Annotated in this window: 28 protein-coding genes; 16 read left to right on the plus strand and 12 right to left on the minus strand. The window is 69.8% G+C overall.

The window, feature by feature from the left end; all coding sequences use genetic code 11:
* Positions 1 to 87 precede the first annotated feature (87 nt).
* The 3 genes from NDI65_RS01245 to NDI65_RS01255 form a co-directional block, all read right to left on the minus strand.
* Positions 88 to 414, minus strand: coding sequence for a 2Fe-2S iron-sulfur cluster-binding protein (locus tag NDI65_RS01245; protein ID WP_089777904.1), 327 nt, complete (start codon positions 412 to 414; stop codon positions 88 to 90).
* Positions 415 to 539: 125 nt separating this feature from the next.
* The gene (locus NDI65_RS01250) at positions 540 to 1,022 is read right to left on the minus strand and encodes a universal stress protein (protein ID WP_310893208.1); all 483 of its coding nucleotides are present in this window, start codon (positions 1,020 to 1,022) and stop codon (positions 540 to 542) included.
* Between the two features lie 34 nt (positions 1,023 to 1,056).
* Entirely contained in the window at positions 1,057 to 1,344 is a 288-nt protein-coding gene (locus NDI65_RS01255; protein ID WP_007273714.1) for a hypothetical protein, read from the minus strand.
* A gap of 103 nt (positions 1,345 to 1,447) precedes the next feature.
* Here NDI65_RS01255 and NDI65_RS01260 point away from each other — a divergent pair, with 103 nt between their 5' ends.
* On the plus strand, positions 1,448 to 3,091 hold the full coding sequence (locus tag NDI65_RS01260; protein WP_310893211.1) for a flippase activity-associated protein Agl23: 1,644 nt from the start codon (positions 1,448 to 1,450) through the stop codon (positions 3,089 to 3,091).
* An 86-nt stretch (positions 3,092 to 3,177) separates the two neighbouring features.
* On the opposite strand, the gene NDI65_RS01265 is transcribed toward NDI65_RS01260, so the two are convergent.
* Positions 3,178 to 4,131, minus strand: coding sequence for a transcription initiation factor IIB (locus tag NDI65_RS01265; RefSeq protein WP_004043457.1), 954 nt, complete (start codon positions 4,129 to 4,131; stop codon positions 3,178 to 3,180).
* A gap of 141 nt (positions 4,132 to 4,272) precedes the next feature.
* On the opposite strand from NDI65_RS01265, the gene NDI65_RS01270 reads away from it, so the two are divergent.
* The 3 genes from NDI65_RS01270 (at position 4,273) to NDI65_RS01280 (ending at position 6,492) form a co-directional block, all read left to right on the plus strand.
* Complete coding sequence (locus NDI65_RS01270; protein WP_089777912.1) at positions 4,273 to 5,256, plus strand: lamin tail domain-containing protein; 984 nt, start codon at positions 4,273 to 4,275, stop codon at positions 5,254 to 5,256.
* Positions 5,257 to 5,470: 214 nt separating this feature from the next.
* The gene (locus NDI65_RS01275; protein ID WP_310893213.1) at positions 5,471 to 5,866 is read left to right on the plus strand and encodes a hypothetical protein; all 396 of its coding nucleotides are present in this window, start codon (positions 5,471 to 5,473) and stop codon (positions 5,864 to 5,866) included.
* Positions 5,866 to 6,492 carry an METTL5 family protein gene (locus NDI65_RS01280; protein WP_089777914.1) on the plus strand — a complete coding sequence of 209 codons (627 nt, stop codon included), beginning with the start codon at positions 5,866 to 5,868 and terminating at the stop codon, positions 6,490 to 6,492. Before NDI65_RS01275 ends, NDI65_RS01280 begins: the two co-directional genes overlap by 1 nt.
* A gap of 18 nt (positions 6,493 to 6,510) precedes the next feature.
* On the opposite strand, the gene NDI65_RS01285 is transcribed toward NDI65_RS01280, so the two are convergent.
* From NDI65_RS01285 to NDI65_RS01295, 3 genes are all read right to left on the minus strand, one after another.
* Positions 6,511 to 8,163 carry a rhomboid family intramembrane serine protease gene (locus NDI65_RS01285; protein ID WP_089777916.1) on the minus strand — a complete coding sequence of 551 codons (1,653 nt, stop codon included), beginning with the start codon at positions 8,161 to 8,163 and terminating at the stop codon, positions 6,511 to 6,513.
* Between the two features lie 144 nt (positions 8,164 to 8,307).
* Positions 8,308 to 8,586, minus strand: coding sequence for a UPF0058 family protein (locus tag NDI65_RS01290; protein ID WP_004969989.1), 279 nt, complete (start codon positions 8,584 to 8,586; stop codon positions 8,308 to 8,310).
* 58 nt (positions 8,587 to 8,644) lie between these two features.
* The gene (locus NDI65_RS01295; protein ID WP_089777918.1) at positions 8,645 to 8,857 is read right to left on the minus strand and encodes a cell surface protein; all 213 of its coding nucleotides are present in this window, start codon (positions 8,855 to 8,857) and stop codon (positions 8,645 to 8,647) included.
* 182 nt (positions 8,858 to 9,039) lie between these two features.
* On the opposite strand from NDI65_RS01295, the gene NDI65_RS01300 reads away from it, so the two are divergent.
* The 4 genes from NDI65_RS01300 (at position 9,040) to NDI65_RS01315 (ending at position 13,671) form a co-directional block, all read left to right on the plus strand.
* Complete coding sequence (locus tag NDI65_RS01300) at positions 9,040 to 9,633, plus strand: sulfite oxidase-like oxidoreductase (protein ID WP_089777920.1); 594 nt, start codon at positions 9,040 to 9,042, stop codon at positions 9,631 to 9,633.
* Positions 9,634 to 9,970: 337 nt separating this feature from the next.
* Positions 9,971 to 11,302: an isochorismate synthase gene (locus NDI65_RS01305; protein ID WP_089777922.1), complete on the plus strand. Its 1,332-nt coding sequence runs from the start codon at positions 9,971 to 9,973 to the stop codon at positions 11,300 to 11,302.
* Between the two features lie 48 nt (positions 11,303 to 11,350).
* Entirely contained in the window at positions 11,351 to 13,099 is a 1,749-nt protein-coding gene (gene menD, locus NDI65_RS01310) for a 2-succinyl-5-enolpyruvyl-6-hydroxy-3-cyclohexene-1-carboxylic-acid synthase (RefSeq protein ID WP_089777925.1), read from the plus strand.
* Between the two features lie 59 nt (positions 13,100 to 13,158).
* Positions 13,159 to 13,671: a hypothetical protein gene (locus tag NDI65_RS01315; RefSeq protein ID WP_310893217.1), complete on the plus strand. Its 513-nt coding sequence runs from the start codon at positions 13,159 to 13,161 to the stop codon at positions 13,669 to 13,671.
* A 1-nt stretch (position 13,672) separates the two neighbouring features.
* Here NDI65_RS01315 and NDI65_RS01320 read toward each other — a convergent pair whose 3' ends face one another.
* Positions 13,673 to 14,209 (minus strand): hypothetical protein, encoded by a 537-nt coding sequence (locus NDI65_RS01320; protein WP_089777929.1) that lies wholly within the window; start codon positions 14,207 to 14,209, stop codon positions 13,673 to 13,675.
* Positions 14,202 to 14,666: a hypothetical protein gene (locus NDI65_RS01325; protein ID WP_089777931.1), complete on the minus strand. Its 465-nt coding sequence runs from the start codon at positions 14,664 to 14,666 to the stop codon at positions 14,202 to 14,204. Before NDI65_RS01325 ends, NDI65_RS01320 begins: the two co-directional genes overlap by 8 nt.
* Before the next feature lie 122 nt (positions 14,667 to 14,788).
* On the opposite strand from NDI65_RS01325, the gene NDI65_RS01330 reads away from it, so the two are divergent.
* From NDI65_RS01330 to NDI65_RS01360, 7 genes are all read left to right on the plus strand, one after another.
* Positions 14,789 to 15,706: a 1,4-dihydroxy-2-naphthoyl-CoA synthase gene (locus NDI65_RS01330; RefSeq protein ID WP_089777933.1), complete on the plus strand. Its 918-nt coding sequence runs from the start codon at positions 14,789 to 14,791 to the stop codon at positions 15,704 to 15,706.
* A gap of 121 nt (positions 15,707 to 15,827) precedes the next feature.
* A complete protein-coding gene (locus NDI65_RS01335; protein ID WP_089777935.1) occupies positions 15,828 to 17,057 on the plus strand; it encodes an ABC transporter substrate-binding protein in 1,230 nt (409 codons plus the stop codon).
* 1 nt (position 17,058) lies between these two features.
* Positions 17,059 to 18,012, plus strand: coding sequence for an NAD(P)/FAD-dependent oxidoreductase (locus tag NDI65_RS01340; protein ID WP_089777937.1), 954 nt, complete (start codon positions 17,059 to 17,061; stop codon positions 18,010 to 18,012).
* Between the two features lie 176 nt (positions 18,013 to 18,188).
* Positions 18,189 to 19,127 (plus strand): 1,4-dihydroxy-2-naphthoate polyprenyltransferase, encoded by a 939-nt coding sequence (locus NDI65_RS01345; protein WP_310893223.1) that lies wholly within the window; start codon positions 18,189 to 18,191, stop codon positions 19,125 to 19,127.
* Positions 19,128 to 19,129: 2 nt separating this feature from the next.
* On the plus strand, positions 19,130 to 20,182 hold the full coding sequence (gene menC, locus NDI65_RS01350) for an o-succinylbenzoate synthase (RefSeq protein ID WP_310893224.1): 1,053 nt from the start codon (positions 19,130 to 19,132) through the stop codon (positions 20,180 to 20,182).
* A gap of 65 nt (positions 20,183 to 20,247) precedes the next feature.
* Positions 20,248 to 21,057 carry an enoyl-CoA hydratase-related protein gene (locus NDI65_RS01355; protein ID WP_089777941.1) on the plus strand — a complete coding sequence of 270 codons (810 nt, stop codon included), beginning with the start codon at positions 20,248 to 20,250 and terminating at the stop codon, positions 21,055 to 21,057.
* A 73-nt stretch (positions 21,058 to 21,130) separates the two neighbouring features.
* Positions 21,131 to 21,847, plus strand: coding sequence for a ThuA domain-containing protein (locus NDI65_RS01360; RefSeq protein WP_310893227.1), 717 nt, complete (start codon positions 21,131 to 21,133; stop codon positions 21,845 to 21,847).
* 234 nt (positions 21,848 to 22,081) lie between these two features.
* Here the strand turns inward: NDI65_RS01360 and NDI65_RS01365 are convergent, their stop codons facing one another.
* Positions 22,082 to 22,957, minus strand: coding sequence for a hypothetical protein (locus NDI65_RS01365; RefSeq protein WP_089777946.1), 876 nt, complete (start codon positions 22,955 to 22,957; stop codon positions 22,082 to 22,084).
* 408 nt (positions 22,958 to 23,365) lie between these two features.
* Here NDI65_RS01365 and NDI65_RS01370 point away from each other — a divergent pair, with 408 nt between their 5' ends.
* The gene (locus tag NDI65_RS01370; protein ID WP_089777947.1) at positions 23,366 to 24,886 is read left to right on the plus strand and encodes an ATP-binding protein; all 1,521 of its coding nucleotides are present in this window, start codon (positions 23,366 to 23,368) and stop codon (positions 24,884 to 24,886) included.
* A 5-nt stretch (positions 24,887 to 24,891) separates the two neighbouring features.
* Here the strand turns inward: NDI65_RS01370 and pyrI are convergent, their stop codons facing one another.
* Together pyrI and pyrB are read right to left on the minus strand one after the other, a co-directional pair.
* Positions 24,892 to 25,359, minus strand: a complete 468-nt coding sequence (gene pyrI / locus NDI65_RS01375; RefSeq protein WP_004043480.1) for an aspartate carbamoyltransferase regulatory subunit — start codon at positions 25,357 to 25,359, stop codon at positions 24,892 to 24,894.
* The gene (gene pyrB, locus NDI65_RS01380; protein ID WP_007273735.1) at positions 25,352 to 26,269 is read right to left on the minus strand and encodes an aspartate carbamoyltransferase; all 918 of its coding nucleotides are present in this window, start codon (positions 26,267 to 26,269) and stop codon (positions 25,352 to 25,354) included. The genes pyrI and pyrB overlap by 8 nt, the downstream gene beginning before the upstream one ends.
* Positions 26,270 to 26,276: the final 7 nt, after the last annotated feature.

A 26,276-nucleotide genomic window follows, 5' to 3' on the forward strand; every position in this document is an offset into this window, starting at 1 on the left:
AGTACGTCGGGCCGGCGCGTCGGCTCGGCGACTCGGTACGAAGCGGAGAACGCGGGCCGGCGGACCGGCCCCGGTGAGTAGCCGTCGTCAGTCGTCGTCCGCGGCGGTGCCGGCGGCCGCGGCGTCGCCCTCGATGCTCGGCGGGTAGACGCCGCGGTCGAGTTTGAGGTCGCTCTGCGGGCGGGCCATGCAGGTGAGCGCGAAGCGTTCCGCCTCCTCCTCTGTCAGCCCGCGGGCGGCAGGCTGGGTGACGTCGCCTTCGAGAATCTCGGCGGAGCAGGCGAGGCACATCCCGACGCGGCAGGAGTACTCCTGTGCGATGCCCTCCTCGATGCAGGCCTTGAGAATCGTCTGCTTGTCGGAGACGGTGATGGTCTCGCCCGTACCGACGAACTCGACGGTGTACTCGGTCATACCGCGGCGTATGCGCGACCGCACCAAAACTGTTTATCAAAACCGCGGCGACCTCGCCGCCGACCGCGCGGTCGAAGCAGGCTCCCGAGCGCGGCGCGAACGCGCGACTCGCGCCCGAGTTCGGACTACTCCTCGGCTTCGGCGTCCGCGCTCTCGTCGGCGTCCGCCTCGTCTTCGTCTTCGTCGTCCAGTCGGATGGTGAGCACCGGCACCGGCGAGGTGCGGACGACGCGCTCGGTGACGCTCCCGAGGAGGTAGTGGCTCAGGCCCGTGCGCCCGTGGGTGCCCATGACGACGAGGTCGATGTCGTGGTCGTCGATGTACTTCCGGATGGAGCGGTAGGCGGTCCCGGTGACGACCTCCGCCTGCACGTCGATGCCGACCTCGTCGGCGGCCTCGCGGACGTGTCGGGTCGCGGCGTCGCCCTCCCGTTCGAGGGCGTCGATGACCACGTCCGCGCCGGCGTCGAGCGAGGTGTAGATGCTGGTGTCGACGACGTACAGCGCGTGAATCCGCGCGTCGTACGTCTCCGCGATGTCGAGGGCGTGGTCGATGGCGCGTTCGGCGGCCTTGCTTCCGTCGGTGGGGACGAGGATTTCGCTGTACATGACGGATTATACTTAGTTCGGAACGCGGTTAATACTACTCCTCGTTCCCGTCGCCTCGGAACGACAGGACGGCTTCCTCGCACGTCTGCAGTCCGTCGATTCGCTCGGTCTCGCCGTCGAGTGCGACCGTCTCGACGACCGACCAGCCGGCGTCGTCCTCGTAGGCGACGCCTTTGACCCACGCGTCGGTGGCGAAAAGCAGGCTTCGGGCGGGGCCGTCGTCCTCGACGGCGACGACGAGGTCGAACGCGTCCGCGCGATTCAGCGACGTCAGCTCCTGCGGTTCGAGGGGCCGAGGGGGTAGCGACTCGATGAGCGACATATCGGAGTGCTACCGGTCGGCGGGGATGACGCTTTCGAAGGGGCGGGCCGGGGGGCCTCCGCGAGTCGTAACCTTTCTGCCGTCCGGCGCGTCACGTCACCTCATGACCCCCTCCCGCGCTGGACGGCGTCCCGACCGGACGACGCTCGCCGTCGTCGCGCTCGCGGCCGCGGCGCTCGTCGTCCGCCTCGTCGGCCTCGGCGACCGGCCGCTCCACTGGGACGAGGCCCGCGTCGGCTACTGGAGCCTCCGGTCGCTCGAAACCGGCTTCCTCTCGTATCGCCCCGTCGCCGGCGGGCCGCTGGTCTACCACCTCTCGCGGCCGTCGCTCGCGCTCGTCGGCGCGACCGACTTCGCGCTCCGCCTCCCCTTTGCCCTGTTCGGCGCGGCGCTCCCGCTCGCCGCGCTCCTCTTCCGCGACCGCCTCGCCGACGACGAGGTCCTCGGGTTCGCGGCCGTCCTCGCGGCGAATCCGATCCTCGTCTACTACGGGCGGTTCGCCCGCGGCGACGTGCTCGCGGTCGGCTTCGCGCTCGTCGCCTTCGGCTTCGCGCTCCGCCTCGTCGACGGCGCAGGGCGGCGCAACGCCTACGGACTCGCCGCGGCCGTCGCGCTCGCGGTCGCCTCGTCGGGGCTCGGCGTCGTCGCCCTCTGCTGTCTCGGCGTCGCCGGACTGCTGGTGTTCGACCACGCGGCGCTTCTCCCGTCGGCGCGCCCGGCCGCGATGCGCCTCGGCGAGTACGCCGCCCGACTCCGCGGCGCGGCGACCCCCGCGGCTCGCTCGGCCCTCGTCTTCGTCGCGGTCTACGTCTTCGCCTTCGCGCCGCGGGCGGGCGACACCGACGGCGCGGGTCTCTACACGCCGGGGACGGTGCTCGGCGCAATCGACGCGGCGCTGTTCGACTCGGTCCGTCGCTTCGTCGGCGTCCGCGTCGTCGAGCGCTACCCCGAGGGGACCCACGAGTACCTCCCGTATCTCGGCGACCTCCTCGGAACGCTCGCGTTGGCGGCGCTCCCGGTCGTCGTCCTCGGTGCGGCGGTCTTCCTCGTCGACCGCTACACGGCCGGCGGACCGCGCTCGGAGGTGTCGGCGGCGGTGTACTGGGCCGGCGCGTCGCTCGTGTTCGTCCCCATGCTGACCGAGGTGTCCGCGCCGTGGCTCGGCGTCTACGTCGTCGTCCCGCTCGCGCTCCCGGCGGGCGTCGGCCTCGCGGCGCTCGTCCGCTGGGGTCGGAGCGCGTTCGACTCCCGAGACGTGCCCCGCGTCGCGGCCGCGGTCGTCGTCCTGCTCGCGCTCGTCGCCCAGACCGGCGCGGTGGCGTCGAGCGAGGTGTACGCCCCGAGCGACCGCGACGCCGAACTCGCGCAGTTCGCCCAGCCGTCGGAGGAGTTCTCGTCGTTCCGCGACAACCTCTCTGCGTGGGTCGGTCCGACCGACGACGGGGCCCCGGAGGTGCTCTACTACGGGAGTTCGATGTACGTCGCCGACGGCGCGGCCGACTACCCGCCGGTCCCCGACGCGTGGGGCGAGCGGCTCCCGATGGCGTGGTACGTCGAGCGTCTCGGAGCCGACACCGCGTCGGCGGCGACGCCCGAGGCGCTCGAAGCCCGGTCGTCGGTTCCGCCGGTGGTCATCGCGCCCGCCGACGAGCGCGGGTCGGTCGCGCCGCTCCTCGACGGCTACGTCGCACACCAGTACGACACCGGCCTCTGGGGGCGGTCGGTCGTGGTGTTCGTGAAAAACTGAGACTGCGTGTCGCCGACGGCCGTCAGTCGGCGTCCGTGACGGCGACGGGAGGTGAGCCGGGTCCGGTCGGGTCTACGGGCCGACGCTCAGCGGAAGCCCATCGCTTCGATCTGTTCTTGGTAGCGGTTTCGGATGGTGACTTCCGTCACCTGCGCCACGTCCGCAACCTCGCGCTGGGTCTTCTTCTCGTTGCAGAGAAGCGACGCCGCGTAGATGGCGGCGGCGGCGAAGCCGGTCGGCGACTTGCCCGACAGCAGGCCCTGCTCGGCGGACACGTCGATGATTTCGGTCGCCTTCGCCTGGACCTCCTCGGAGAGGTCGAGCGCGGAGGCGAACCGCGGGACGAACTGCTTGGGGTCGACGGGCTTGAGTTCGAGCCCGAGTTCCTGCGAGATGTAGCGGTACGTGCGGCCGATTTCCTTCTGCGGGACGCGCGACACTTCAGCGACCTCGTCGAGCGAGCGCGGGATGCCCTCCTGACGGCAGGCGGCGTACAGCGCCGAGGTGGCGACGCCCTCGATGGAGCGGCCGCGAATCAGGTCCTCGTTGAGCGCGCGGCGATAGATGACCGACGCGACCTCGCGGACCGACCGCGGGACGCCGAGCGCCGACGCCATGCGGTCGATCTCGCTGAGGGCGAACTGGAGGTTACGCTCGCCGGCGTCCTTGGTCCGGATGCGCTCTTGCCACTTGCGGAGGCGGTGCATCTGCGACCGCTTCTCGGACGAAAGCGAGCGGCCGTAGGCGTCTTTGTCCTTCCAGTCGATGGTCGTCGTCAGCCCCCGGTCGTGCATCGTTTCGGTGATGGGCGCACCGACGCGCGACTTCGACTGCCGCTCGGAGTGGTTGAACGCCCGCCACTCCGGGCCGCGGTCGATCTGTCGCTCGTCGAGGACGAGGCCGCAGTCGTCACACACCAGCTCCCCCTGGTCTGCGTCCGTGACGATCTGGTCAGAACCGCACTCCGGGCAGTTGACTTGCTCGTCCTCTTGTGCCGTTGCCTCCTCCTCTCGTTGACGCTGCCGGCTCGGACGTTCCATTAAAAGGTTTCTGGTGGAGCGTGAATTTAAACCTTTGTAACAGAAATATGATACAGGCCGCTGTCTGTCGATTCGTCGAGTTCGGATTCGGGCAACCGGGACGCACCTACTTATACAGTTCCCTGACAAACGGTGAATCGAATGGTCAGACGTGCTACCGCGACACTCGTTGTCGTCGTTCTCGCGGTCCTCGCGGGCTGTCTCGGCGGGGGCGGCGCGGACGCGACGACGACGGTCGAACCGACCGTGACAGCGGCGGCGTCGCCGACATCGCAGTCGGGGTCGCCGACGACCGCGGCCGCCGCGGGCGACGTGACAGTCGAAGTGGTCGAGGTGGTCGACGGCGACACCATCAAGGTCGTCATGCCGGACGGCGCGCGCGAGACGGTGCGGCTCCTCGGCGTCGACACGCCGGAGGTCCACGCCGAGAACACGCCCGACGAGTTCGAGGGCGTCCCCGAGACGGAGGCCGGCCGGGCCTGCCTCCGCGCGGCCGGCGAGAACGCGAGCGCCTACGCGAAGTCGCGGCTCGCCGACCGGACGGTCGAACTCCGGTACGACGAGAAGGCCGGCGAGCGCGGCTACTACGGGCGACTCCTCGCGTACGTCGTCGTCGACGGCGCGGAGTTCAACTACGACCTCATCGCCGAGGGCCACGCCCGACTCTACGAGAGTTCGTTCGAGGAGCGCGAGCGCTACGAGCGCGCCGAACGCGACGCCAGAGAGCGCGGGGTCGGCCTCTGGTCCTGCGCGACCGAGGGGGCGGCCGCGGGCGGCGCGGACGCGACCACCGACGACGGCCTCTCCGTCTCGGTCATCGCCGACGCGCCCGGCAACGACAACGACAATCTGAACGAGGAGTACGTCACGCTCCGGAACGACGGCGACGACTCCATCGACCTCTCGGGGTGGACCGTCTCCGACGCGGCCGGCGCGACTTACACGTTCGCCGAGGGGACCGAACTCGACCCCGGCGCGTCGCTGACGCTCCACACGGGGTCGGGAACCGACACCGACGAGGACGTCTACTGGGGCCGCGGCGGCGCGGTGTGGAACAACGGCGGCGACACGGTCACGGTTCGGAACGCCGCCGGAACGGAGGTCCTCTCGTACACGTACGGGTAGCGAAGTCGGCGTCCGGATGAACCGCTCGCGCGGGTCAGGGAAAATGGGGGTGGAGCGTGTACCCCCATCGCCAGTACGGTTACGATAGCTATCAGCCTCCGGGCTGTCACGCCGGAGCGGCGAAATTCCGCGCCATCGGCGGATTCTATCCAGATAAATTACTACTGCGCATTTACAAAGATATATACATAACCAAAGGAAATGTATGCGCAACATGAGCACGCTCGAATCCTCGTCCGCCGAAGCCGCACTCGTCGCCGGTCGTCCCGCCGACCTGACGCCCGTCGTCCTCGACGCCGCGGGGCTGGAGTCGACCGCCCCGTCGCACCTCCGCGACCTGAAGGCCGGACTCGCCGAGGACGGTTATCTCCCGGCCGAACTCACCGTCGAAGCCCGCTTCTGCGAGGACAACCCCCTCGCGGTGCAGTCGGAGTCCGACCGCCTCCGCGAGTACGTCCGCGCCGCCGCGTTCCTCGGCGTCGGCCGGGTCGCCGTCGACGTCGCGGAGTGCTGTCGCCCCGACGACGCCGAGTCGGCGCTCGCCGCGCTCGGCGAGCGCGCCCGGCGCGAGGGCGTCGCTTTTGAGCTTCGAGGTTCCATCGACGGCTGATGGCAACCAAGTCCGCGCTGGAGGCGCAGTTGGCGGTGGTCGCCGGCTTCGAGAACCCGAAGGTCTCGCTCGAACAGTACCCGACGCCGCCGGACCTCGCCGCGCATCTCGTCCACCTCGCGGACCTCCGCGGCGACATCGAGGGCGCGACGATTCTCGATTTGGGCTCCGGGACCGGCATGCTCGGACTCGGCGCGGCGCTCCGCTCGCCCGCCCGCGTCGTCGGCGTCGAACTCGACGACGACGCGCTCGCCACCGCGACGGACAACGCCCGCCGGGTCGGCGCGAGCGCCCCCATCGACTGGATTCGCGCCGACGCCACCCGCCTGCCGCTGTGTCTCTCGGACGACCGGCAGGTCACGGTGCTCATGAACCCCCCGTTCGGCGCACAACGTGGCAACGAACACGCCGACCGAGCCTTCCTCGACTCGGTCGCGTCGGTCGCCGACGTGTCCTACTCGGTCCACAACGAGGGGAGCAAGGAGTTCGTCGAGTCGTTCGTCGCCGACGCCGGCGGCGACCTCACGGACGCCTTCCAAGCGACGTTCGACCTCGACCGCCAGTTCGACTTCCACGACGAGGACCGCAGACAGCTCGACGCGGAAGTGTTCCGCATCGAGTGGTGAGGCGGCGGTCGTCGCGCCCTAATTGTACGTCTCTTCCCGCGCGATGCGGACTTTCGTCCCCCGCGACTCGGCGAAGACGAACGACTTCTCGCGGACGAACCGAACCCCGTCGAGCGTCGTCGTCGTGTTCTCGGTCGGCATCGGCCCCCTGACGGTCCCGCTGTCGGACGACACCTGTACGTCGTAGCCCGTCGCCGTCGGCACGACCGAGATGCTCCGCCGGGCGACGACGGGTTCGGCCCGGACCGGGCCGGTGTCGTAAGCCAGTCGCGCCTCGCCGTCGGCGACGAGGAACACCCGGTAGGCCGTTCCCGCGCCCGTGACGACGTAGCCGTCGCGGACCGCCGTCACCCGGTCGCGCCAGCCGAGGCCGCCGAGTCTGACCGCCGACTCGCCGTCGAACGCCAATCGACTCGTCGAGACGGCCGTCGTCCAGATGCCGCGCCGCTCGCTTCTGACGATGACGCCGGAGGTGTTGGTCGTCGTCGACTCGCCGAACAGTTCGACGTCGAAGGCGGCGGTCAGCCCGTTCGGCACGTCCTCGGCGTAGGTCACGTCGTAGTCCCTGACCGTGACGCTCTCGCCCGGCAGGTCGTCGCCGCTCGCGGTGAACGTGTTGTACAGCATCGCCGGCCCCGACAGCGCCGCGACGACGACGAGGAGGACGGCGAGTCCGGCCTGCCAGCGGCGGGCCGAAAACACCGAGGTGTCGGGCGCGTACTCGCGGAGCGGCCTGTCGGACGCCGCGACCGTCAGCGCGACGACGAGCGCGAGCGCGACGACGAGCGCGAAGCCGACGGCGCGGAACAGCACGTAGGTCTCGCCGCCGCGGTACCAGTACACCGCCCACAGCGACTCGCTGACGCCGAACAGGAGGACGCCGGCGAAGAGAGGCAGCGCGGGCGGGTTCGACCCCTCGCGGCGGTGGCTGAGCCACGCGCCGAGGAGGACGCCGAACAGGAAGCCGATGGCGTGGCCCTGAATGGCGATTTGGGACCACCACGGTGTCGAGAAGACCGGGCGGGCCGACGAGACGACTTCGGGCGAGAGCATCGCGTTGTAAAACAGGCTGACGACGCGCCCGGAGAGGAACGCCAACACGGTCCCGAGCGGGCGGAAGACGAGCGCGAAGCCGGCGAACGCGAACACGACACCCGAGAAACCGACGACCGGGCCGAGCGCGAAGACGGCGGTGAGCAGGCCCACGCCGAAGACGACCGCGGGGAAGACGACGAGCGACCGGACGTAGGGGTTCTCGCCGGCCGACCCGAACGAGGTGGACCCGCGGCGCGTCGGATAGTGGCCCCACGCGTACTCCGCGACGGGGGCGAGGGTGAGCGTGCCGACGAGGTTGCCGACGAGGTGACCGGGACTGGAGTGGGCGAACGCGGCGGTCAGCATCCCGGCCGGGTAGAAGTACGACCACGCCCGAAACGGGATGACGATGGGTCGGTACCACGACGACCAGCCGTCCTGTACGACGAGATAGACGAGGAGGACGCCGCCGGCGCTGACGAGCGTTCCGAGCGGGAGGCCGAACAGGAAGCGCCGCCGGAGCGCCGCCGAGAGCCGACTCGGTCTGTCGACGACGGCGAGCGCGACGGCGGCCACGAGGAGCGCGAGGAGCGCCGCGAGCCGCTGGAACGGTATCCAGCCCGGTATCTCTAGCATTAGCTACCAGTGTCGTGCGAACGGGTGGTAAAGAAACCCGCGGAGAACTGCTTAAGAAGTGCTAGCGAACGACACGAACCCAACCGCCAGCGGCGACTCCGCGGCGGGCGGGCGGTCGCTGGAGGCGGTGCGGCCGACGGCCGCTCAGATTTTCCCTTCGGCGTCGTCGGCCAGTTCCTCCATGCGCTTGCCGACGCGGCCCGCGCTGGAGAACTCGTCGTCGCTCATCGCGGTCGCGAGGGCGTTACCGAGCACGAACACGGCGTGTTTGTGCTCGCTTTTCGATTTGTGGACGTGGGAGGGCTCGACGGCGAGCTCGTCGTAGGGGTCGAACAGGCTCGAATCGACGTGCTCGCGGGCCGAGAAGTGGTCCTTGATGATAACCATCTGTTCGTGCAGCTCCAGCAGTTCGTCCTTGTGCATGAGCGTTGGGTAGGAGCGAAGGCGGTTTAAGAGTTATTGGGGGATACTGTCACTCGGCTCAGAAGACGTACTCGTCTTCGTGGCCCATCATTCCGTCGTCTTCGTACGCGCGGTCCTCGTCGGACATCGGACCGCTGGTCTTGTACGCGCGGATACCGGTCGACAGCAGGTCCTCGATGGCCTCGTCGCGGTTGACGAACTCGCCTTTCTCGACGAGTTGGACGATCTGCATCTCCAGGTGTTCCGGCACGGTAATCTCTACTTTGGGCATCTGAACGTCCGTCGCTTTGGAAGGGCCGTATATAACTCTACCGGGGGAATAATCGGGTTTCCCGAAGGTCGTCCCGGCGAACTCGAATCGCCGTTTACGTTCGGTTAGTGCCCGCGGTCGCCCCGGCTCCGACGGGTGTCCGGAGTCGTTAGTGATAGGTGCGTCGGGCCGAAGATTCGAGCATGGCCAACGACGTGACCCACCTCTACGAGGAGTTCGGCGACGACCGACTCCCGCCGGGCCAACGCGAGACCCAGCGGTTCCCCGTCCTCTCCAAGAGCGGCACGCCCTCGTGGGACCCCGAGACGTGGTCGTTCGAGGCGTGGGGCGCGGTCGACACCGAACTCGACCTCTCGTTCGACGAGTTCCGCGACCTCCCCTCCGAGACGCAGGTACAGGACTTCCACTGCGTCACCGGCTGGAGCAAGTTCGACTGCGAGTTCGAGGGCGTCACGTTCCCGGCGCTCGCCGACGCGGTCGGCGTCGACGACGACGCGGTCCACGTGATGTTCCACGCCATGGACGGCTACACGACGAACCTGCCGCTCGACCAGTGCATGCGCGACGAGGTCATGTTCGTCTGGGGCTACGACGGCGAGGACCTGCCCGCCGACCACGGCGGCCCCCTCCGGGTCGTCACCCCGCACAAGTACGCCTACAAGGGCGCGAAGTGGGTCTCGGGCGTCGAGTTCCTCACCGAACCCGAACGCGGCTACTGGGAGAAACGCGGCTACTCGAACACGGCGAACCCGTGGAACGAAGAGCGGTACAGCTAACCTAAGTTTTTGGTCCAGATTTTTGCGTGGTGAGCGTAGCGAACCACGGAAAAAGGTGGGCGAACCCGTGGAACGAAGAGCGCTACAGCTAACCTAAGTTTTTGGTCCAGATTTTTGCGTGGTGAGCGTAGCGAACCACGGAAAAAGGTGGGCGAACCCGTGGAACGAAGAGCGCTACAGCTAAGCTGATTTTCCGGCGTCTTCGGCGGTCGCTTCGCGTCCGAGCAACCAGCGTTGTCGTTCGGTGGACAGATGTGCGCGTTCGACCGGAGTCGCCCGACCGGGGTGCGGGACAGAAGGGAGAGTTTCAAGCGTCCCCGGTCCTGAGCCACGGTCGATGGAACCGTTGCGGACAGACGAGGTGGGGACCCACCTCGTCAGCAGGTCGGTTCGACTGTCTGCGCCGCCCGTCTCGGCGTCGCTCGCGGCGATGCAGCGCCCTCGGGCGCTGTGGACCGCCCCCGACGAGCCAACAGTCGTCGGCGGCGGCGTCGCCGTGGCCGTCGAGGCCGACGGTCCCGAGCGACTCGCGCGCGTCCGCCGGTCGGCGGCGGCGCTGTTCGACGGCGCGGACGTGGACGCCCCCGACGCCGCCCGCCCGCGATTCTTCGGCGGCCTCGCCTTCCACGAGGAGGCGACCGGCCGCGACCCGTGGGCCGACTTCCCGGCCGCGCGCTTCGTCGTCCCCGAGGCGCAGGTCGTCTTCGACGGCGGCGACGCGTGGCTCACGGTCACCGCCCTCGACGGCGAGGCCGACGCCGACACTGTCGGCGACCGACTCGCCGAACTCCGGGAGACGCTCGAATCGCTCGACGACGCGCCCCCCGAGGGGCCGCCGGGCGTCTCGGACCGCCACCGGACGACCTCGGTCGAGGCGTGGCACGAGAGCGTCGACGCCGCGGTTTCGCGTATCCGCGCCGGCGACCTTCAGAAGGTCGTCCTCGCGCAGGCGCTCGAAGTCGAACTCGACCGCCCCGCCGCCGCGCCCGACCTGCTCGCCCGCCTCGGCGGGACGTACCCCGACTGCCACCGATTCCTCGTCGAGCCGAACGGCGGGGCGAGCTTCCTCGGTGCGACGCCCGAGCGACTCGTCTCGCTCCGCGGCCGCGAGGTCGAGACCGGCGCGCTCGCCGGGACGACCGGCCGCGGCGACACCGACGACGAAGACGAGTGGCTGGCGAACGAACTGCTCGGAAGCGAGAAGGACAACCACGAACACGAACTCGTCGCGGAGACGATTCGGGAACAGCTCGCGCCCCTGTCGGCCGAGATTCGCGTCGGCGACCGCGGGATTCGGAAACTGGCGACCGTCCAGCACCTCTGGACGCCAATCGACGCGACGCTCGAACGCGACGAACACGTCCTCTCGCTCGTGGACGCGCTCCACCCGACGCCCGCGGTCGGCGGCCTCCCGCCGGCGGCCGCCCTCGGCGTGATTCGGGACACCGAGCCGTTCGACCGCGGCTGGTACGCCGCGCCGGTCGGCTGGTTCGACGCCGACGGCGACGGCAGTTTCGCGGTCGCCCTCCGCTCGGCAATCGTCGAGGAGACGCTGGCGACGCTCTTTGCGGGCGTCGGCCTCGTCGCCGACTCGGACCCCGACGCCGAGTGGGACGAGGTGCAGCTGAAGTACCGACCCGTCCTCGACGAACTCGAACGCGACGACTGAGTTCGGACCCCGATTCGATTCGACGACGAGACAGACGACCCAGACGAGATGACAGCACCGAACCGAAACGCCCTCTGGGCACGGACCTTCGCCGACGAACTGGCACGCACCGGCATCGACGCGGTGTGCATCGCACCCGGCAGTCGCTCGACGCCCCTCACGGAGGCGTTCGACCGCCACGACGACATCGAGGCGTTTTCCCACCTCGACGAGCGCTCGGCGGCCTACTTCGCGCTCGGCCGCGCCCGCCGCACGGGCGAGGTGACGCCCGTCGTCTGCACCTCGGGCACCGCCGCGGCCAACTTCCACCCCGCGGTCATCGAGGCGTCGCAGGCCCGCGTGCCGATGCTCGTCCTCACTGCCGACCGCCCGCCGGAACTCCGCGACAGCGGGGCCAACCAGACTATCGACCAGGAGAAGCTCTACGGCGACGCCGTCCGCTGGTACAAGGACATGCCCGAACCGGAGGCCACCGACAGGAAACTCCGGAGCCTCCGGACGACCGCCGGCCGCGCCGTCTCCGAGGCGACCGGCGTCGACGCCGGCCCCGTCCACCTCAACTTCCCCTTCAGAAAGCCGCTCGAACCGACGCACGTCGAGGGCGACGTGCCCGCCGACCTCGACCCCGAGGCGCTCGACGGCCGGAGCGGGAGCCGCCCGTACGTCAAGACGACCGCGGGCGCGCCGGAGCTCTCCGAGGACCACCTCCGGAAACTCGCGGACGACCTCGCGGTCGACCGGGGCCTCGTCGTCGCCGGGCCCGCCGACCCGCCCGGATTCAACGCCGAGGCCGTCGCCGCGTTCGCCCACGCGACCGGCTTCCCGGTCGTCGCCGACCCGCTCTCGGGGCTCCGATTCGGCGGTCACACCCGGACGACGACCGTCCTCGGCGGCTACGACGCCTACCTCGACGAGCGCGTCACCGCCGACTGGCCCGACCCGGAGGTCGTCGTCCGCATCGGCGCGTCGCCGACCTCGAAGGCGCTCCGGAAGTACCTCGCGCGCACCGACGCCCGGCAGTACCTCGTCGACCCGACGGGCCGCTGGCGCGAGGCCGAGTTCGGCGCGACCGACCTCGTGGAGGCCGAGCCGTCGGTGCTTGCGTGGCGGCTCTCGCAACTCATCCGCAACCGCCCGGACGAGTCGTGGAACGCGCTGTGGACCGACGCGGAGGACGCCTACTGGAGCCTCGTCGACGACGAGACCGACGCGTTCGAGGGCCGACTCGCGGCCGACGTGGCCGACCTCGCGCCCGAGCCCGCGACGCTGTTCGTCTCGAACTCCATGCCCGTCCGCGACCTCGACCGCTTCGCGCGCCCCTCGACGAAGTCCCGGACGGTCCTCGGCAACCGCGGCGCGTCCGGCATCGACGGCGTCGTCTCCTCGGCGCTCGGAGCCGGCTCCGCGGCCACCGACCACCTGACGCTCCTGACCGGCGACCTCGCGTACTACCACGACATGAACGGCCTGCTCGCGCTCGGCCGCCTCGGCGTGGACGCGACCATCGTCCTCGTCAACAACGACGGCGGCGGTATCTTCCACATGCTCCCCATCGAGGAGTACGAACCGCCCTTCACCGACCAGTTCAAGACGCCCCACGGTCTCGACTTCGCGGCCACCGAGGAGCTCTACGACCTCTCGTTCGCGTCGGTCGCCCCGGACGACTTCCGCGACGCCTACGCCGAGTCGGTCGCCACCGACGGCACCGACGTCATCGAGGTCCGCACCGACGCCGAGTCGTCTCACCGCGTGCGCGAGCGCATCGCCGAGCGCGCGGTCGAGCGACTGTCCGATTGACCGACTGACCGAACCAGTCGACCGACTGACTTTTCTCCCGCGCTCCGAATCGTGGCGACATGCCCTCCGAACTCTTCCGCCAGTACCGCGGCAGCGTCTACGCCGTCGCCGGATTCCTCGGCGTCCTCGTGTTCGCCTACGCGACCGTCATCGCGTACGAACCGCTCTCCGGGGTCTTCGCGGGAGCGACCGTCGCCGTCGGCGTGGTACTGTTCTCGGACCTCGTAGAGCGCGGCTACCCCCCGGCGCTCGGCCGCCGCGGGACGCTCGCGCTCGTCGCAGTCGTGGTCGTCTTTCCAGTCCTCTGGTTCGTCGTCCAGCGGTCCCTGACGGGCCTCGGCCTCGCACCGCTCGTCGCCGTGGTCGCGTGGGGACTCGCACGGTTCAAAGCCGGCGGCTACCCCGAATCGCTGGGTCGCCGCCGGTCGCTCGCCACCGCCTTTGTCGGAACCGGCCTCGTCGCCTACGGCTCCGTGGCCGGCGTGACCGCCTTTCTCGTCGGCATCGCGGCCGCGATACTCGTCGGACTGGCGTCGTGGCTGACGAGTCCGCGCGGGCCGCTTCGGGGCTGACTCACTCCGCGTCGGAAGCTTCGTCCGAGACCGCTGACCCCGCCCACCGGCCGACGAGCCGCCCGGCCGCCCAGTAACAGCCGGCGTCGAGGAGGACCGACAGCCCGCCGATGACGCCCCCGACCACGCTCGCGGCTGCGACGCCGATGAGCGCGATGAACGCCAGCGAGGGGAGCGGGGCCCCGTTCAGAATCGCGCCGACGAGGAGCACCCCGAGGAGGAACGCCGCCCCGATGAGCGCGCCCGCCGCGAACCCGCGGAGGACGAGTCGCCACAGTCCGCGGAGGCCGTTTCGCAGGTCGGCCAGTCCGCCGTCCGCCAGCGCCCACCGGGTCGCGGCCGCGGTGAGGAGCCACAGGTAGGCGAAGACGGCGACGCCGGGGAGCGTCCCGAAGCCGGCGAGTTCGCCTTCGAGCGCGCCGCCCGCGTGCGCCGCGAGGAGTCCGACGAGGCTCAGAACGACGAGGTTGAACGACGAAACGACCCACGCCTCGAAGCGCCCCCGCGCCCCGACGCGGCCGGCGGCGGCCTCAGCCATGCGCCAGCACCTCCGCGAGCGCGACGAGGACGAGGAGCGCGGCGGCGGTCGCGCCGTAGCCCTTCGCGAGGAGCGAGCGCCCCGAACCAGTCGGGTCGCCTCGCCGGAGTCGGAACACGACGAGCGTCCGGACGAACGACCCGAGGACGAACGCGGTCACCGCGAGGAGCTTCACCGTCAGTATCGACCCCCAGCGCCCGGACGGTCCGGGCGGGCCGAGCGCGCCGAGGTTGCCGACGCCGGTGACGACCATCGCGCCCATCGCCGCCCAGAAAACCCACTCGTAGGTGGCTGCGAGCGAAGTCGATTCGCCGACAGGGACGGTCGAGCCGCCGGCGTCCGCGCGTCCGGGACCGGCGGTTCTGAGCGTCGCCCACGCGAACGCCGCGCCGCCGAGGACGAGCGCCATCCCGACGAGGTGGACGAGTCTGACGAGGAGGGTGGTCGCGGCCGACATGCGCGAGAGTAGTTCGCGGACTGACAAATAGCTCCGGGCCGGGGGAGCGGTCAGGTTGCGGGTCGTCCCCCAGACCGCGGCCGCAAGCGAATCTTTTTGCGCCGCCCGCGCCGCCTCTCGGTATGGTCTCGGAGATTTTCGACCCCGACCGCTGGGAGCCCGTCCCGGGGTCCGACGAGTTCGACGACATCACCTACCACCGCGCTCTCGACGTGCCGGCGGTCCGCATCGCGTTCGACCGTCCCGAGGTTCGAAACGCCTTCCGACCCGGAACCGTAGACGAACTCTACGCCGCGCTCGACGACGCCAGAAAGCGCGCGAACGTGGGGTGCGTCCTGCTCACCGGCAACGGCCCCTCCGAGAAGGACGGCGGCTGGGCGTTCTGTTCCGGCGGCGACCAGTCGGTCCGCGGCGGCTCGGGCTACGAGTACCGCGACGACGACGAGGCCGATTCCTCCGACGACCCGCTCGTCCGCGAGGCGAAGGCCGGTCGCCTGCACATCCTCGAAGTCCAGCGGCTCATCCGATTCATGCCGAAACCCGTCGTCGCCGTCGTGCCGGGGTGGGCCGTCGGCGGCGGCCACTCCCTGCACGTCGTCTGCGACATGACGCTCGCCTCCGAGGAGCACGCAAAGTTCCTCCAGACCGACCCCGACGTGGCCTCCTTCGACGGCGGCTTCGGGTCGGCGTACCTCGCAAAGCAGGTCGGCCAGAAGAAGGCCCGCGAGGTGTTCTTCATGGGCAAGACCTACTCCGCCGAGGAGGCCGTGGACATGGGAATGGCGAACGAGGCGATTCCCCACGAGGACCTCGAAGACGTGGCGCTGGAGTGGGCCGACGAGATGACGAAGAAGTCGCCGACGGCCATGCGCATGCTCAAGTACGCCTTCAACATGACCGACGACGGCATGGTCGGCCAGCAGGTGTTCGCCGGCGAGGCGACCCGACTCGCCTACATGACCGAGGAGGCACAGGAGGGCCGCGACGCCTTCCTCGAAAAGCGCGAACCGCGCTTCCGCGACTACCCGTGGCACTACTGAGGCGCTGACGCCGCCGGGAGCGGACCGCCCCCGCCGCCGCGTCGAAACACGTCGCTCCGCCGAGATTTAGGCGCACCGAAAAATAGGAACGCTCTTATACATTTAGGCAAGCCTAAACTCCATGGACGAGAAATCCACCGGGCGGGAGGGACTCACGCGACGCAACTACATCCGGTACGGCGGCACGGCGCTCGGGGCCGGGATGCTCGCCGGCTGCACGTCGGATTCGTCGGGGAGCGACGAGACGACCGCCGCGGCCGAGACGACGACCGAGGCGGCCGCCGAGACCACCACCGCGGCCGACACCGAGACGGAGACCGACACGGCCGAGGCCGACGGCTCGTACTCGGTGACGATGGAGCCGATGGGCGAGGTCACGTTCGACTCGGTTCCCGAGTCGTGGGCCGCCTACGACGGCGGCTACGCGGACATGGCCGTCGCGCTCGGCGTCGGCGACGGGGTGACCGGCGTCGGCGGCGCGGGTCGGTACTACACCTACGTCTACGACGAGCTTCCCGGCGTGAGCGTCGACCGCGAGCAGATCGAGGCGTACCCCGAGGTCAGGACGAAAGAGGAGTTCTACGAACTCGACAACGACGTCCACCTCTACGACCCGAACATGCTCATCAACTGGTTCGACTGGGACCAGGAGGACGTGGACGAAATCGCGGAGAACGTCGCCCCGTTCGTCGGCAATCTCATCTTCCGCCGGTCCGACGGCTGGCACGACTACCGTTACTACACCCTCTACGAGGCGTTCGAGAAGGTCGCGCAGGTGTTCCAGCGCGAAGAGCGCTACGAGGCGTTCGCGGCGCTCCACGACGAGTTCATCGCGGAGATACAGTCGCGACTGCCGCCGGCGGACGAGCGTCCGAACGTCTTTCTCACCTACGAGGGGACGACCGAGCCGGAGACGTTCTCGCCGTACCGCCTCAACGACAAGGGCACGAGCAAAAAGCAGTGGAACGACCTCGGCGTCACCGACGCGCTCACCGGGACCGACATCGAGAACCTCAGCACGACCAACCGCGGCGAACTCGACTACGAGAACCTCCTCGAAGTCGACCCCGACGTGATTCTCATTCGCGGCCACGAGCGCAAGACGGCCGCTGAGTTCCGCGACACCGTCCTCGCGTACATGGAAGACCACCCCGTCGGCGGCGAGTTGACGGCCGTCCAGAACGGCCGGGTCTACCGCGGCGGCTACCTCAATCAGGGGCCGATTCACAACCTGTTCCTGACCGAACGCGCCGCGAAGCAGATGTACCCCGAGGAGTTCGGCGAGGTGACGAGCGACGCCGAACTGTTCGACCGCCAGCGCGTCGCGGACGTCGTCAACGGGGAGTTCTGAGATGGCAGACGCCGCGGCGTTCGACTACGACGTGGCCATCGTCGGCGGCGGACCGACGGGCTGTTCGGCGGGCCTCTTCACCGGCCGGTACGGCCTCGAAACCGTCGTCTTCGACCGCGGCCGGTCGTCGCTCCAGCGCTGTGCCTATCTGGAGAACTACCTCGGCTTCCCCGGCGGCGTCGACGTCGAGACGTTCTACGGGCTCATCCACGACCACGTCGAGGCGGCCGGCTGTGACCTCGTTTCAGACCTCGTCGAGGCGGTCGAACTCGTCGGGGACGACGAGACCGCGACCGCGGACGTCGCGGGGGATTCCGGCGGGGATGCCGCCGACGCGGCCGCCACCGGCCCCGGCTTCGCGGTCACGACCCAGAGCGGCGAGACCGTCACCGCGAGGCGGGTCGTCGCGGCCGCCCGCTACGGCGGCGACTTTCTCGAACCGCTCGGCGACGACGAGATGTTCGTCACCTACGAGTACGACGGCGAGACGCGGACGAAGTTCGACCGCGACTACGCCGACGTCGAGGGGCGCACGCCGATCGACGGGCTGTACGTCGCCGCGCCGGTGAGCGAGGTCAACGTGCAGGCCATCATGTCGGCCGGACAGGGCGCGCGAGTCGGGCGGTCGGTCATCACCGACCACCGCCTCGAACGGGGCTATCCCGAGGCCCTCGCGCGTCATTGGGACTGGATACGACCCGAGGCGGAACTCGCCGACGAGGCGGCCGCCCGCGACGACTGGCGCGAGCGGTTCGACAGCCGGGTCCCCGACGACTGCGACCTCTCCGAGGAGCGACTCCGCGAACTCCGCGAGGCCGACGTGGAGCGCCAGCGCGAGATGTACGTCTCCGAGGAGGCGGTCGAAGCGCGGGCCGAGCGGGGCCGCGAGCGACTCGCCGCCCGCCTCGGCTTCGACGCCGGGTCGGGTTCCGACCCCGACGCCGGTCCCGAGTAGCGAGGAACCACCATCCCCGGGTCGGCGGCGGCGATGACCACGTCGTCGCCGATGCCGGGGAGCGACCTGCCGGACCGCACCGCGCGCCGAGCCGCCGTGTTCTCCCACCCACCGCCTCGGCGTCGCGCGCTTTCGGATAGGAACTTACTCACTGCTCCGGCACTCGTATGCAGACAATGAGCACGCAGGACATCTCTCGCAGGCGGGCGTGGGTGATGGCGTCGCGGCCGCAGACGCTTCCGGCGGCCGCCGCGCCGGTCGTCGTCGGCACCGCGGTGGCCGTCCACGCCGACCTGTTCGCCCCGCTCCCCGCGCTCGCGGCGCTCGCGGGCGCGCTTCTCATCCAAGTCGGGACCAACTTCGCCAACGACTACTACGACGCGGTGCAGGGCGCGGACACCGAGGCCCGCGAGGGCTTCACCCGCGTCACCGCGGGCGGACTCATCCCCCCGGCCGAGGTCAAGCGCGCGATGTACCTCACCTTCGCCGCCGCCGTCCTCCTCGGCACGTACCTCGTCTACGTCGGCGGCGTGCCCATCCTCGTCATCGGCCTGCTCTCGGTCGCTTCGGGCATCGCCTACACCGGCGGCCCGTACCCCCTCGGCTACCACGGCCTCGGCGACCTGTTCGTCTTCGTCTTCTTCGGCCTCGTCGCCGTCGTCGGAACGTTCTACGTGCAGGCCGCGAGCGTCCTCGCCACCCCGTTTCCCGTCGGGGTTCCGGAGGGAACCGTCACGGTCGCCGCCGTCCTCGCCAGCCTCCCGATGGCGGCCATCTCCACGAACATCCTCGTCGTGAACAACGTCCGCGACAAGGAGGAAGACGCGACCACGGGCAAGCGGACGCTCGCGGTCCGGTTCGGCTACGGTTTCGCCCGCGCCGAGTACCTCGCCATGCTCGCGCTCGCCTACGCGGTCCCCGTCTACCTCTGGACCCGCGCCGGCTTCGACTGGTTCGTCCTTCTCCCCGTGTTCTCGATGCCCGTCGCGGCCCGCATCGCGCGGACCGTCGTGACCGAGACGAAAGGCGAGAAGCTCAACCCCGCGCTCGAAGACACGGGGAAACTCCTCGCGCTCTACGCCGTCCTCTTTTCGGTCGGTCTCGTCCTCGCGTGACGATGCGATTCCGCGAGTTCGCCGTCGACCTCAGAACGCCGCTTTCGACCGCCGCGGGCGACATCGAGCGCCGCGAAGGGTTCCTCGTCGCGGTCGACGCCGCGGGCGAAACCGGCGTCGGCGAGGCGACCCCGCTTCCGGGCTGGACCGAGTCGCTCGCCGACTGTCGCGACGCGCTCGCCGGCCTCGCCGAAGACGACGCCACCGGTGACGCCGACCCCGAATCAGCGCTCGAAAACGGGACGCTCGCGGACGCGCCCGCCGCGAGACACGCCGTCTCGCTCGCCGTCGCCGACGCCCGCGCTCGCGCCGCCGACCGGCCGCTCGCCGCGTCCCTCGCCACCGACCCGCACACCTCGCTTCCGGTGAACGCGACCCTCGGCGACGACGGTCCCGAGGCGACCGTCGAGGCCGCCGAGACCGCCGTCGCGTCGGGGTACGACTGCCTCAAACTGAAGGTCGGCGCGCGGGACCCGACCGACGACGCGGCGCGCCTGCGGGCGGTCCGCGAGGCGGTCGGTCCCGACGTGTCGCTCCGGGCCGACGCGAACGCCGCGTGGGACCGCTGGACCGCCGACCGGTTCCTCGACTCGGTCGAGGAGTCGGCTCTCGACCTCGACTACCTCGAACAGCCGCTCCCCGCCGACGAACTCGACGGCCACGCGGTCCTCCGGCGACTCCACGACACGCCCATCGCGCTCGACGAGTCGCTTTCGGCGGTCCCGGCGGGGCGGGCGCTCGCCTCGAACGCGGCGGACGTGCTCGTCTGCAAGCCGATGGCGCTCGGCGGGCCGGACCGCGTCCGCGACCTCGCCGCCCGCGCCCGCGACGCCGGCGTCGAAATCGTCGTCACGACCACCATCGACGCCGTCGTCGCCCGACTCGGCGCGCTCCACGTCGCGGCGTCGCTCCCCGGCGACCGAGCCCACGGGCTGGCGACCGCCTCGCTCCTCGACGCCGACCTCGCGGCCGACCCGGCACCCGTGCGCGACGGCCGGATGCGCGTCCCCGACGGGCCCGGACTCGGCATCGACGTGGGCGCGGTGTTCCCCTGACCGCAGTGGCAATCAACTCTCCACGGTCCAAACGTTTTTCACGATTCTGCACGTCGAACCGGGAGATGACCGAGGTCGAACTCGACTCCGACGCGGTACGGCTCGCGCTCGACGGCGGCGTGGCGACGGTGACGCTGGACGCCCCGGCGGTTCGGAACGCGCTGACGGTCGAGGTGACCGCGGGCGTGCGCGAGGCGCTGGACTCGCTCCCCGACGCGGCGCGCTGTGTCGTCGTCCGCGGGAGCGACGAGGCGGGCGCGTTCTGCGCCGGCGGCGACGTGAACGCCATGCTGGAGCTACAGGCCGACGCGATGTCGCTCCCCGAGGCGGTCGACCACGTCGTCCGCGACACCGCCGACTGCGTGCGCCGCGTCTACGAGTGCGACCTGCCGACGGTCGCGGCCATCGACGGCCCGGCCGTGGGCGCGGGCGGCGCGCTCGCCATCGCCTGCGACCTCCAACTCCTCCGCGAAGACGCCGCCGTCAGCTTCGGCTTCCGGCGGGTCGGCCTCGCAGTCGACTCGGGGGTGTCGTACCTCCTTCCCCGGCTCGTCGGGCGCAACGTCGCCATGGAACTCGTCTACACGGGCGAGGAACTCGGTCCCGAGCGGGCGCTGGAGCTCGGCGTCGTGAACCGCGTCGCGGGCGAGGACGAGTTCGAGTCCGAACTCGCCGCCCTCACGGAGCGCATCGCCGGCGGTCCGACGACGGCGCTCACTGCCTCGAAGCGCCTGCTCCGCCGCCCCGACGACTCCATCGAGGCGGCCATCGAACACGAGGCGTCGGCGCAGGCGGTGATGTTCGGGACCGACGACCACGCCGAGGGCGTAGAGTCGTTCACGAGTCGGCGGGAACCGGAGTTCGAAGGGAAGTAGGCCGGCTGGTCGGGCGGTCTCACCCGGCCTCGCGTTCGGTGCATACTTGTCGCCGCCCGGTGACGCCGGGAGTATGGTCACCGTCACGGTCTGGAACGAGTACCGACACGAGAAGGAAGACGACGAGGTCGCCGCGGTCTACCCCGACGGCATCCACGCGACGATAGCCGACGGCCTCCGCGAGGCCGGCTACGACGTGCAGACGGCCACGCTGGACGAGCCGGAACACGGCCTCACCGAGTCCGTCCTCGACGAGACCGACGTGCTGGCGTGGTGGGGCCACAAGGCCCACGACGAGGTAGACGACGCCGTCGTCGACCGCGTGGTCGACCGCGTCCGCGGCGGGATGGGCCTGCTCGTGCTCCACTCGGGACACTACTCCAAGCCGTTCAAGCGCCTGATGGGCACGACCTGCTCGCTGAAGTGGCGCGAGTCGGGCGAGAAAGAGCGCGTCTGGGTCGTCGAGCCGGGCCACCCCATCGCGGACGGGCTTCCCGAGTCGTTCGAGGTCCCGCGCGCCGAGATGTACGGCGAGCGGTTCGACATCCCCGCGCCGGACGACCTCGTGTTCACCTCGTGGTTCGAGGGCGGCGAGGTGTTCCGCTCCGGCTGTTGTTACACCCGCGGCAAGGGTCGCGTGTTCTACTTCCGGCCGGGCCACGAGACCTACCCCATCTACGAGCAGTCGGAGGTTCGGACCGTCCTCGACAACGCCGTCGCGTGGGCGGCCCCCGGCGACGGTCCCGACCCGTACTTCGGCAACGCGGACCCAATCGAAGACCTCGACTGAGGCGACGGGGTTGGACCGTCCGGACGGGACCGCCCGGAGCGCCGACTATCATAAGTGGGTGCGGTCCGGAGAACGTCCATGGCACAACCGACGAGCGGACAGCGGCGACTGATGTTCGCGCTGTTCGCGTTCGCGGCGCTCGTCTTCCTCCTCGGCATCGTCGTCATCGGCTACCTCGCCGGCGCGTTCTGAGGTCGGTTCCGGGGGCGGTCGCCTCGCCGATGAGCCCCGCGCTCAGCGGGTCGCGTCGTCGGGGTGGTAGGTCTTTCCGCGCGAGCCGTCGGCGGTCATCCGGCGGAGCGTCGCGGCGGCGTTGCTCGCGTCGTAGCCGAACAGCACGTCTTTGGCGTACTCGTCTGCGACCTCGATGGCGTGGATGAGGTCGTCCACGTCCACGTTCACGGCGTACAGTTCGAGCGAGAAGTCGGCGTCGTAGGGGTCCAGAAGCGAGACGAAGCCGCGGGCGATGGTTTCGAGCCAGTAGGTCGTCCCGTAGTTGGTGTCGTACAGCGGGACGACGAACTCGTCGACGTACTCCGAGAGCGCCTCGATGTCGAGGCCGGCGCGGCGGTAGAGGTGGCCCGGATAGGGGTCGGGGTACAGCGTGAGATACAGGCGGCCGGGGACGCGCTCGGCGGCGTCGGCGACGAAGTCGGTGATGACCTCGGCGCGCCACTCGAACCACGCGTCCTCGTCGTCGGCGTCGCGGCCGCGGTCGTCGGCCCACGCCTCGAACTGCGAGGTACACCGGTCGCACCGGCAGTACTCGTCGCGGGGGAAGCCCACGTCGTCGAGGCGCACGTCGCCGTTGGCCGCGGCGGCGTCCGCGACGATTTCGAGCAGGCCGGCGCGGTACTTCTCGTTCGTCGGGCAGATGTACGCCCAGTCGAAGTACGTGCGGTCCCGCGTCGCCGGGTTCCCCTCGCCGTCGACGGGGACCAACTCGGGGCTCTCGTTGGCGGCGGCGTTGTCGCCGAAACACGAAATCATGTTGACGGCGTTCGACAGCGGTTCGGCCGCCCGACCGGTGACGTCTTTGACCTCGTAGAACCCGCGGTCGAACTCCGGCCAGTCGACTTCCTCCTCGTTGCGCGTGACGACCCCGTACATGGCTCCGCCTTCGCGCGGCCGTCGGGTAAGTCGTTCGCTCTCGGGCGTGCGGACGGCTTTCCGGCGCGGCCGCTGGACGGGCGAGAGCGGGGCGGACTCGGTCGGGGACGACCGAGCGCCGAAAAGCGGTTACTCCTCGATTTCGACTTCGACGGTCTCTCCGCTACCGGAGAACACGGTGTAGAGGACCGCGACGAGCGCCAGTACCAGGACCAGTTTGGCCTTCTTGGACATACCGATGGTTTCGACCGCACCGCACTAAGTGATTACGACACCGTGGGCAACGCGCAGGTGACCGGAAACTGGTCACTCGCGCTCTACTGCGGTTCAGTTTCCGTGAGAATTCACAGAAACGTTATCTCATCTGAGAGCATTCTGTCTGTCGTTCAGTTCGTTCCCTTTCGCCCGATGCCACTCGACCCCTCGATTCGCGTCCTTTCCGCCGACGGCGACCGCGAGATCTCTCGCGTCGTCCAGCGGACGGTCTCGAACGCCGTCGTCGACTCGGCGGCGACGCTCGCCGCCGCCCGCCGCGCTCTCGACGGCGACTCGTACGACTGTCTCGTCTTGGGTTCGGGGTTCTCCGACGGCGACCCCGCCTCGCTGCTCCGCGAGATTCGAAACACAGACTGCGACCTCCCCGTGGTCTTCCTGGCGTCTGGCGACGCTGACCACTCCGTGACGGAACTGGTCGATTTGGGTATCGACGCGTATCTCGCCCGCGAGGAGTGCATCGGGAAGGCAGAGCGCGACGCCGCCGACGCCGCCGACGCGCTCGGCTCGCGGATTCAGCACTTCGCCTGCGAACATCGCAAGGCGCGGGCCGCTCGCGACACGGCCGACCGTGGAGCGTTCTCGGCGGACGCGAGTTGGTTCATCGAGGACGCGCTCGACGCGCTCGACGACGTGTTCTACGTCTACGACCGCGAGGGGAGACTCGTCTCGTGGAACGAGCGACTCACGGAACTCACCCGGATGTCGGAGGCCGAACTCACCGGCATGCCGGCCGACGCGTTCTTCCACGAGGCCGACCGTCCGGCGGTCGAGCGCGCCGTCGAGGAGGTCATCCGAACGGGAACGACCGTCGTCGAAGCGCGGTTGCCGACCGACGACGGCACGCTGTTGTTCCAACTCACCGGCCGTCGGCTCACGGGACCGGACGGCGAGGTCGTCGGCTTCTGCGGCGTCGGCCGCGACATCACGACCCGCCGGCAACACGAAGAGCGGCTCGCACAGCAAAACGAGCGCCTCGGTGAGTTCGCGCGGGTCCTCTCGCACGACCTTCGGAACCCGCTTTCCGTCGCGATCGGCTTTCTCGACCTCGAACGACAGGTGAACGACTCCGCGAACCTCGAACGGGTCGCCACCTCGCTGACCCGAATCGACGACATCGTCACCGACGTGTTGACCGCGGCCCGCCGCGGGACGGCCGTCGTCGAGTTCACGCCCGTCTCCGTCGAGGCGGTCGCCCGCCGGGCGTGGGACACGGTCGAGACGGACGACGCGACGCTCGTCGTCGAGTCGACCGCGACGGTTCACGCCGACCCCGGTCGGCTCCAGCGGCTGTTCGAGAACCTGTTTCGGAACTCGGTCGAACACGGCTCCGCGGACGGCCGAGCCTCGCCGCTGACCGTCCGCGTCACCGCGTCGCCGGCAGACGGGACGGTCGCGGTCGAAGACGACGGCACCGGCATCGACGCCGCCGACGCCGCGCGGGTGTTCGAACGCGGCTTCACCACCTCGGCCGAGGGGACGGGCTTCGGCCTCGACATCGTCCGGTCGCTGGCGGAGGCCCACGGTTGGTCGGTCTCCGTCGGGGGCGCGGCGACAGGCGGCGCGAGGTTCGAGTTCGACGGCGTCGAGTTCGCCGACGAGGACCACCGCTGTCCGGCGAGCGCCGCGGGAAAAAGGGCGTCGAACGACTCCTGAAACGGTCAGTTCACGTCGAGGTTGGCCGCGACTTCGTCCTCGCGGACGATGGTCTCGCAGTAGTCACAGCGCACGCCGTCCGAGAGGACCGTAAAGCGCGACTGGATGGGTTCGTCGGCGTTGGAGATGCAGTTTCTGTTCGGACACGAGATGATGCTCGCGACGGCGTCGGGGCGGACGACCCGGTTCTTCTCGACCACGTCGTAGTCGCGGACGATGTTGATGCTCGCGGCGGGCGCGATGAGCGACAGCACGTCCACCTCGGACTGGCTCAGCTCGCGGCCTTCGACCTTCACGATGTCCTTGCGGCCGAGGCGGTCGGAGGGGACGTTCATCCCGACCGAGACCGCCTCTCCGCTGGTGCCGTCGATGCCGAGGATGGCGAGGACGTTGAGCGCCTGCCCCGCGGCGACGTGGTCGATGACGGTGCCGTTTCGAATCTTCGAGACGCGGAGTTGGTGGTCGTCAGTCATCGTCTTGGGAGAGGAGGATGTCCAACAGCGCCATCCGGACCGGGATGCCGTTGTGGGCCTGTTCGAAGTACGTCGCGTGGTCGGTGTCGTCGATGTCCGGCGAAATCTCGTCCACGCGAGGCAGCGGGTGCATGATTGTGAGGTCGTCGGACGCCGCTTCCAGCGTCTCCGAATCGATCTGGTACTGTCCCGCGACCTTGCGGTACTCGTTTTCGTCGGGGAAGCGCTCGCGCTGGATGCGCGTCACGTAGAGCACGTCGAGTTCGGGGAGCACCTCGTCGAGTTCGGTGTGTTCTCTGACCTGCGCGCCCGAGGCGTGGAGGTCGTAGCGGACGTTCCGGGGGAGCCGCAGGCTCTCGGGGCTGATGAAGTGCTGGCTGGCGTCGAAGTTCGTCAGCGCCTCGGCCAGCGAGTGGACCGTCCGGCCGTACTTCAGGTCGCCCATGATGCCGATGGTGAGGTCGTCGAGGCCGGCGTTCTCCCGGATGGTGTAGAGGTCCAGCAGGGTCTGACTCGGGTGCTGGCCCGCGCCGTCGCCCGCGTTGACGAGGGGTACGTCGACGAACTCGGAGGCCATCGTGGCCGCGCCCTCGCTCGGGTGGCGGAGCACGAGCGCGTCCGCGTAGCCCTCGACCACGCGGACGGTGTCGGCGAGCGTCTCGCCCTTCTTGACCGACGACGACTCGACCGGGCCCATATCGACGGTCTGGCCGCCGAGGCGTTTCATCGCGGAGTCGAAGCTCATCCGGGTTCGCGTGCTCGGCTCGAAGAAACAGAGCCCGAGAACCTTTCCGGCGTGTCGCTGCCGGAACGCGGCCGGGTCGGCGTCGATGTCGGCCGCGCGGTCGAGCACCGCCTCGATGTCCTCCCGCGAGAGGTGCGACGCGGAGATGAGGTGGTCCTGACGCATCGATGAA

The organism is Haloferax sp. S2CR25 (assembly GCF_031624535.1).
Lineage (GTDB): Archaea > Halobacteriota > Halobacteria > Halobacteriales > Haloferacaceae > Haloferax > Haloferax massiliensis.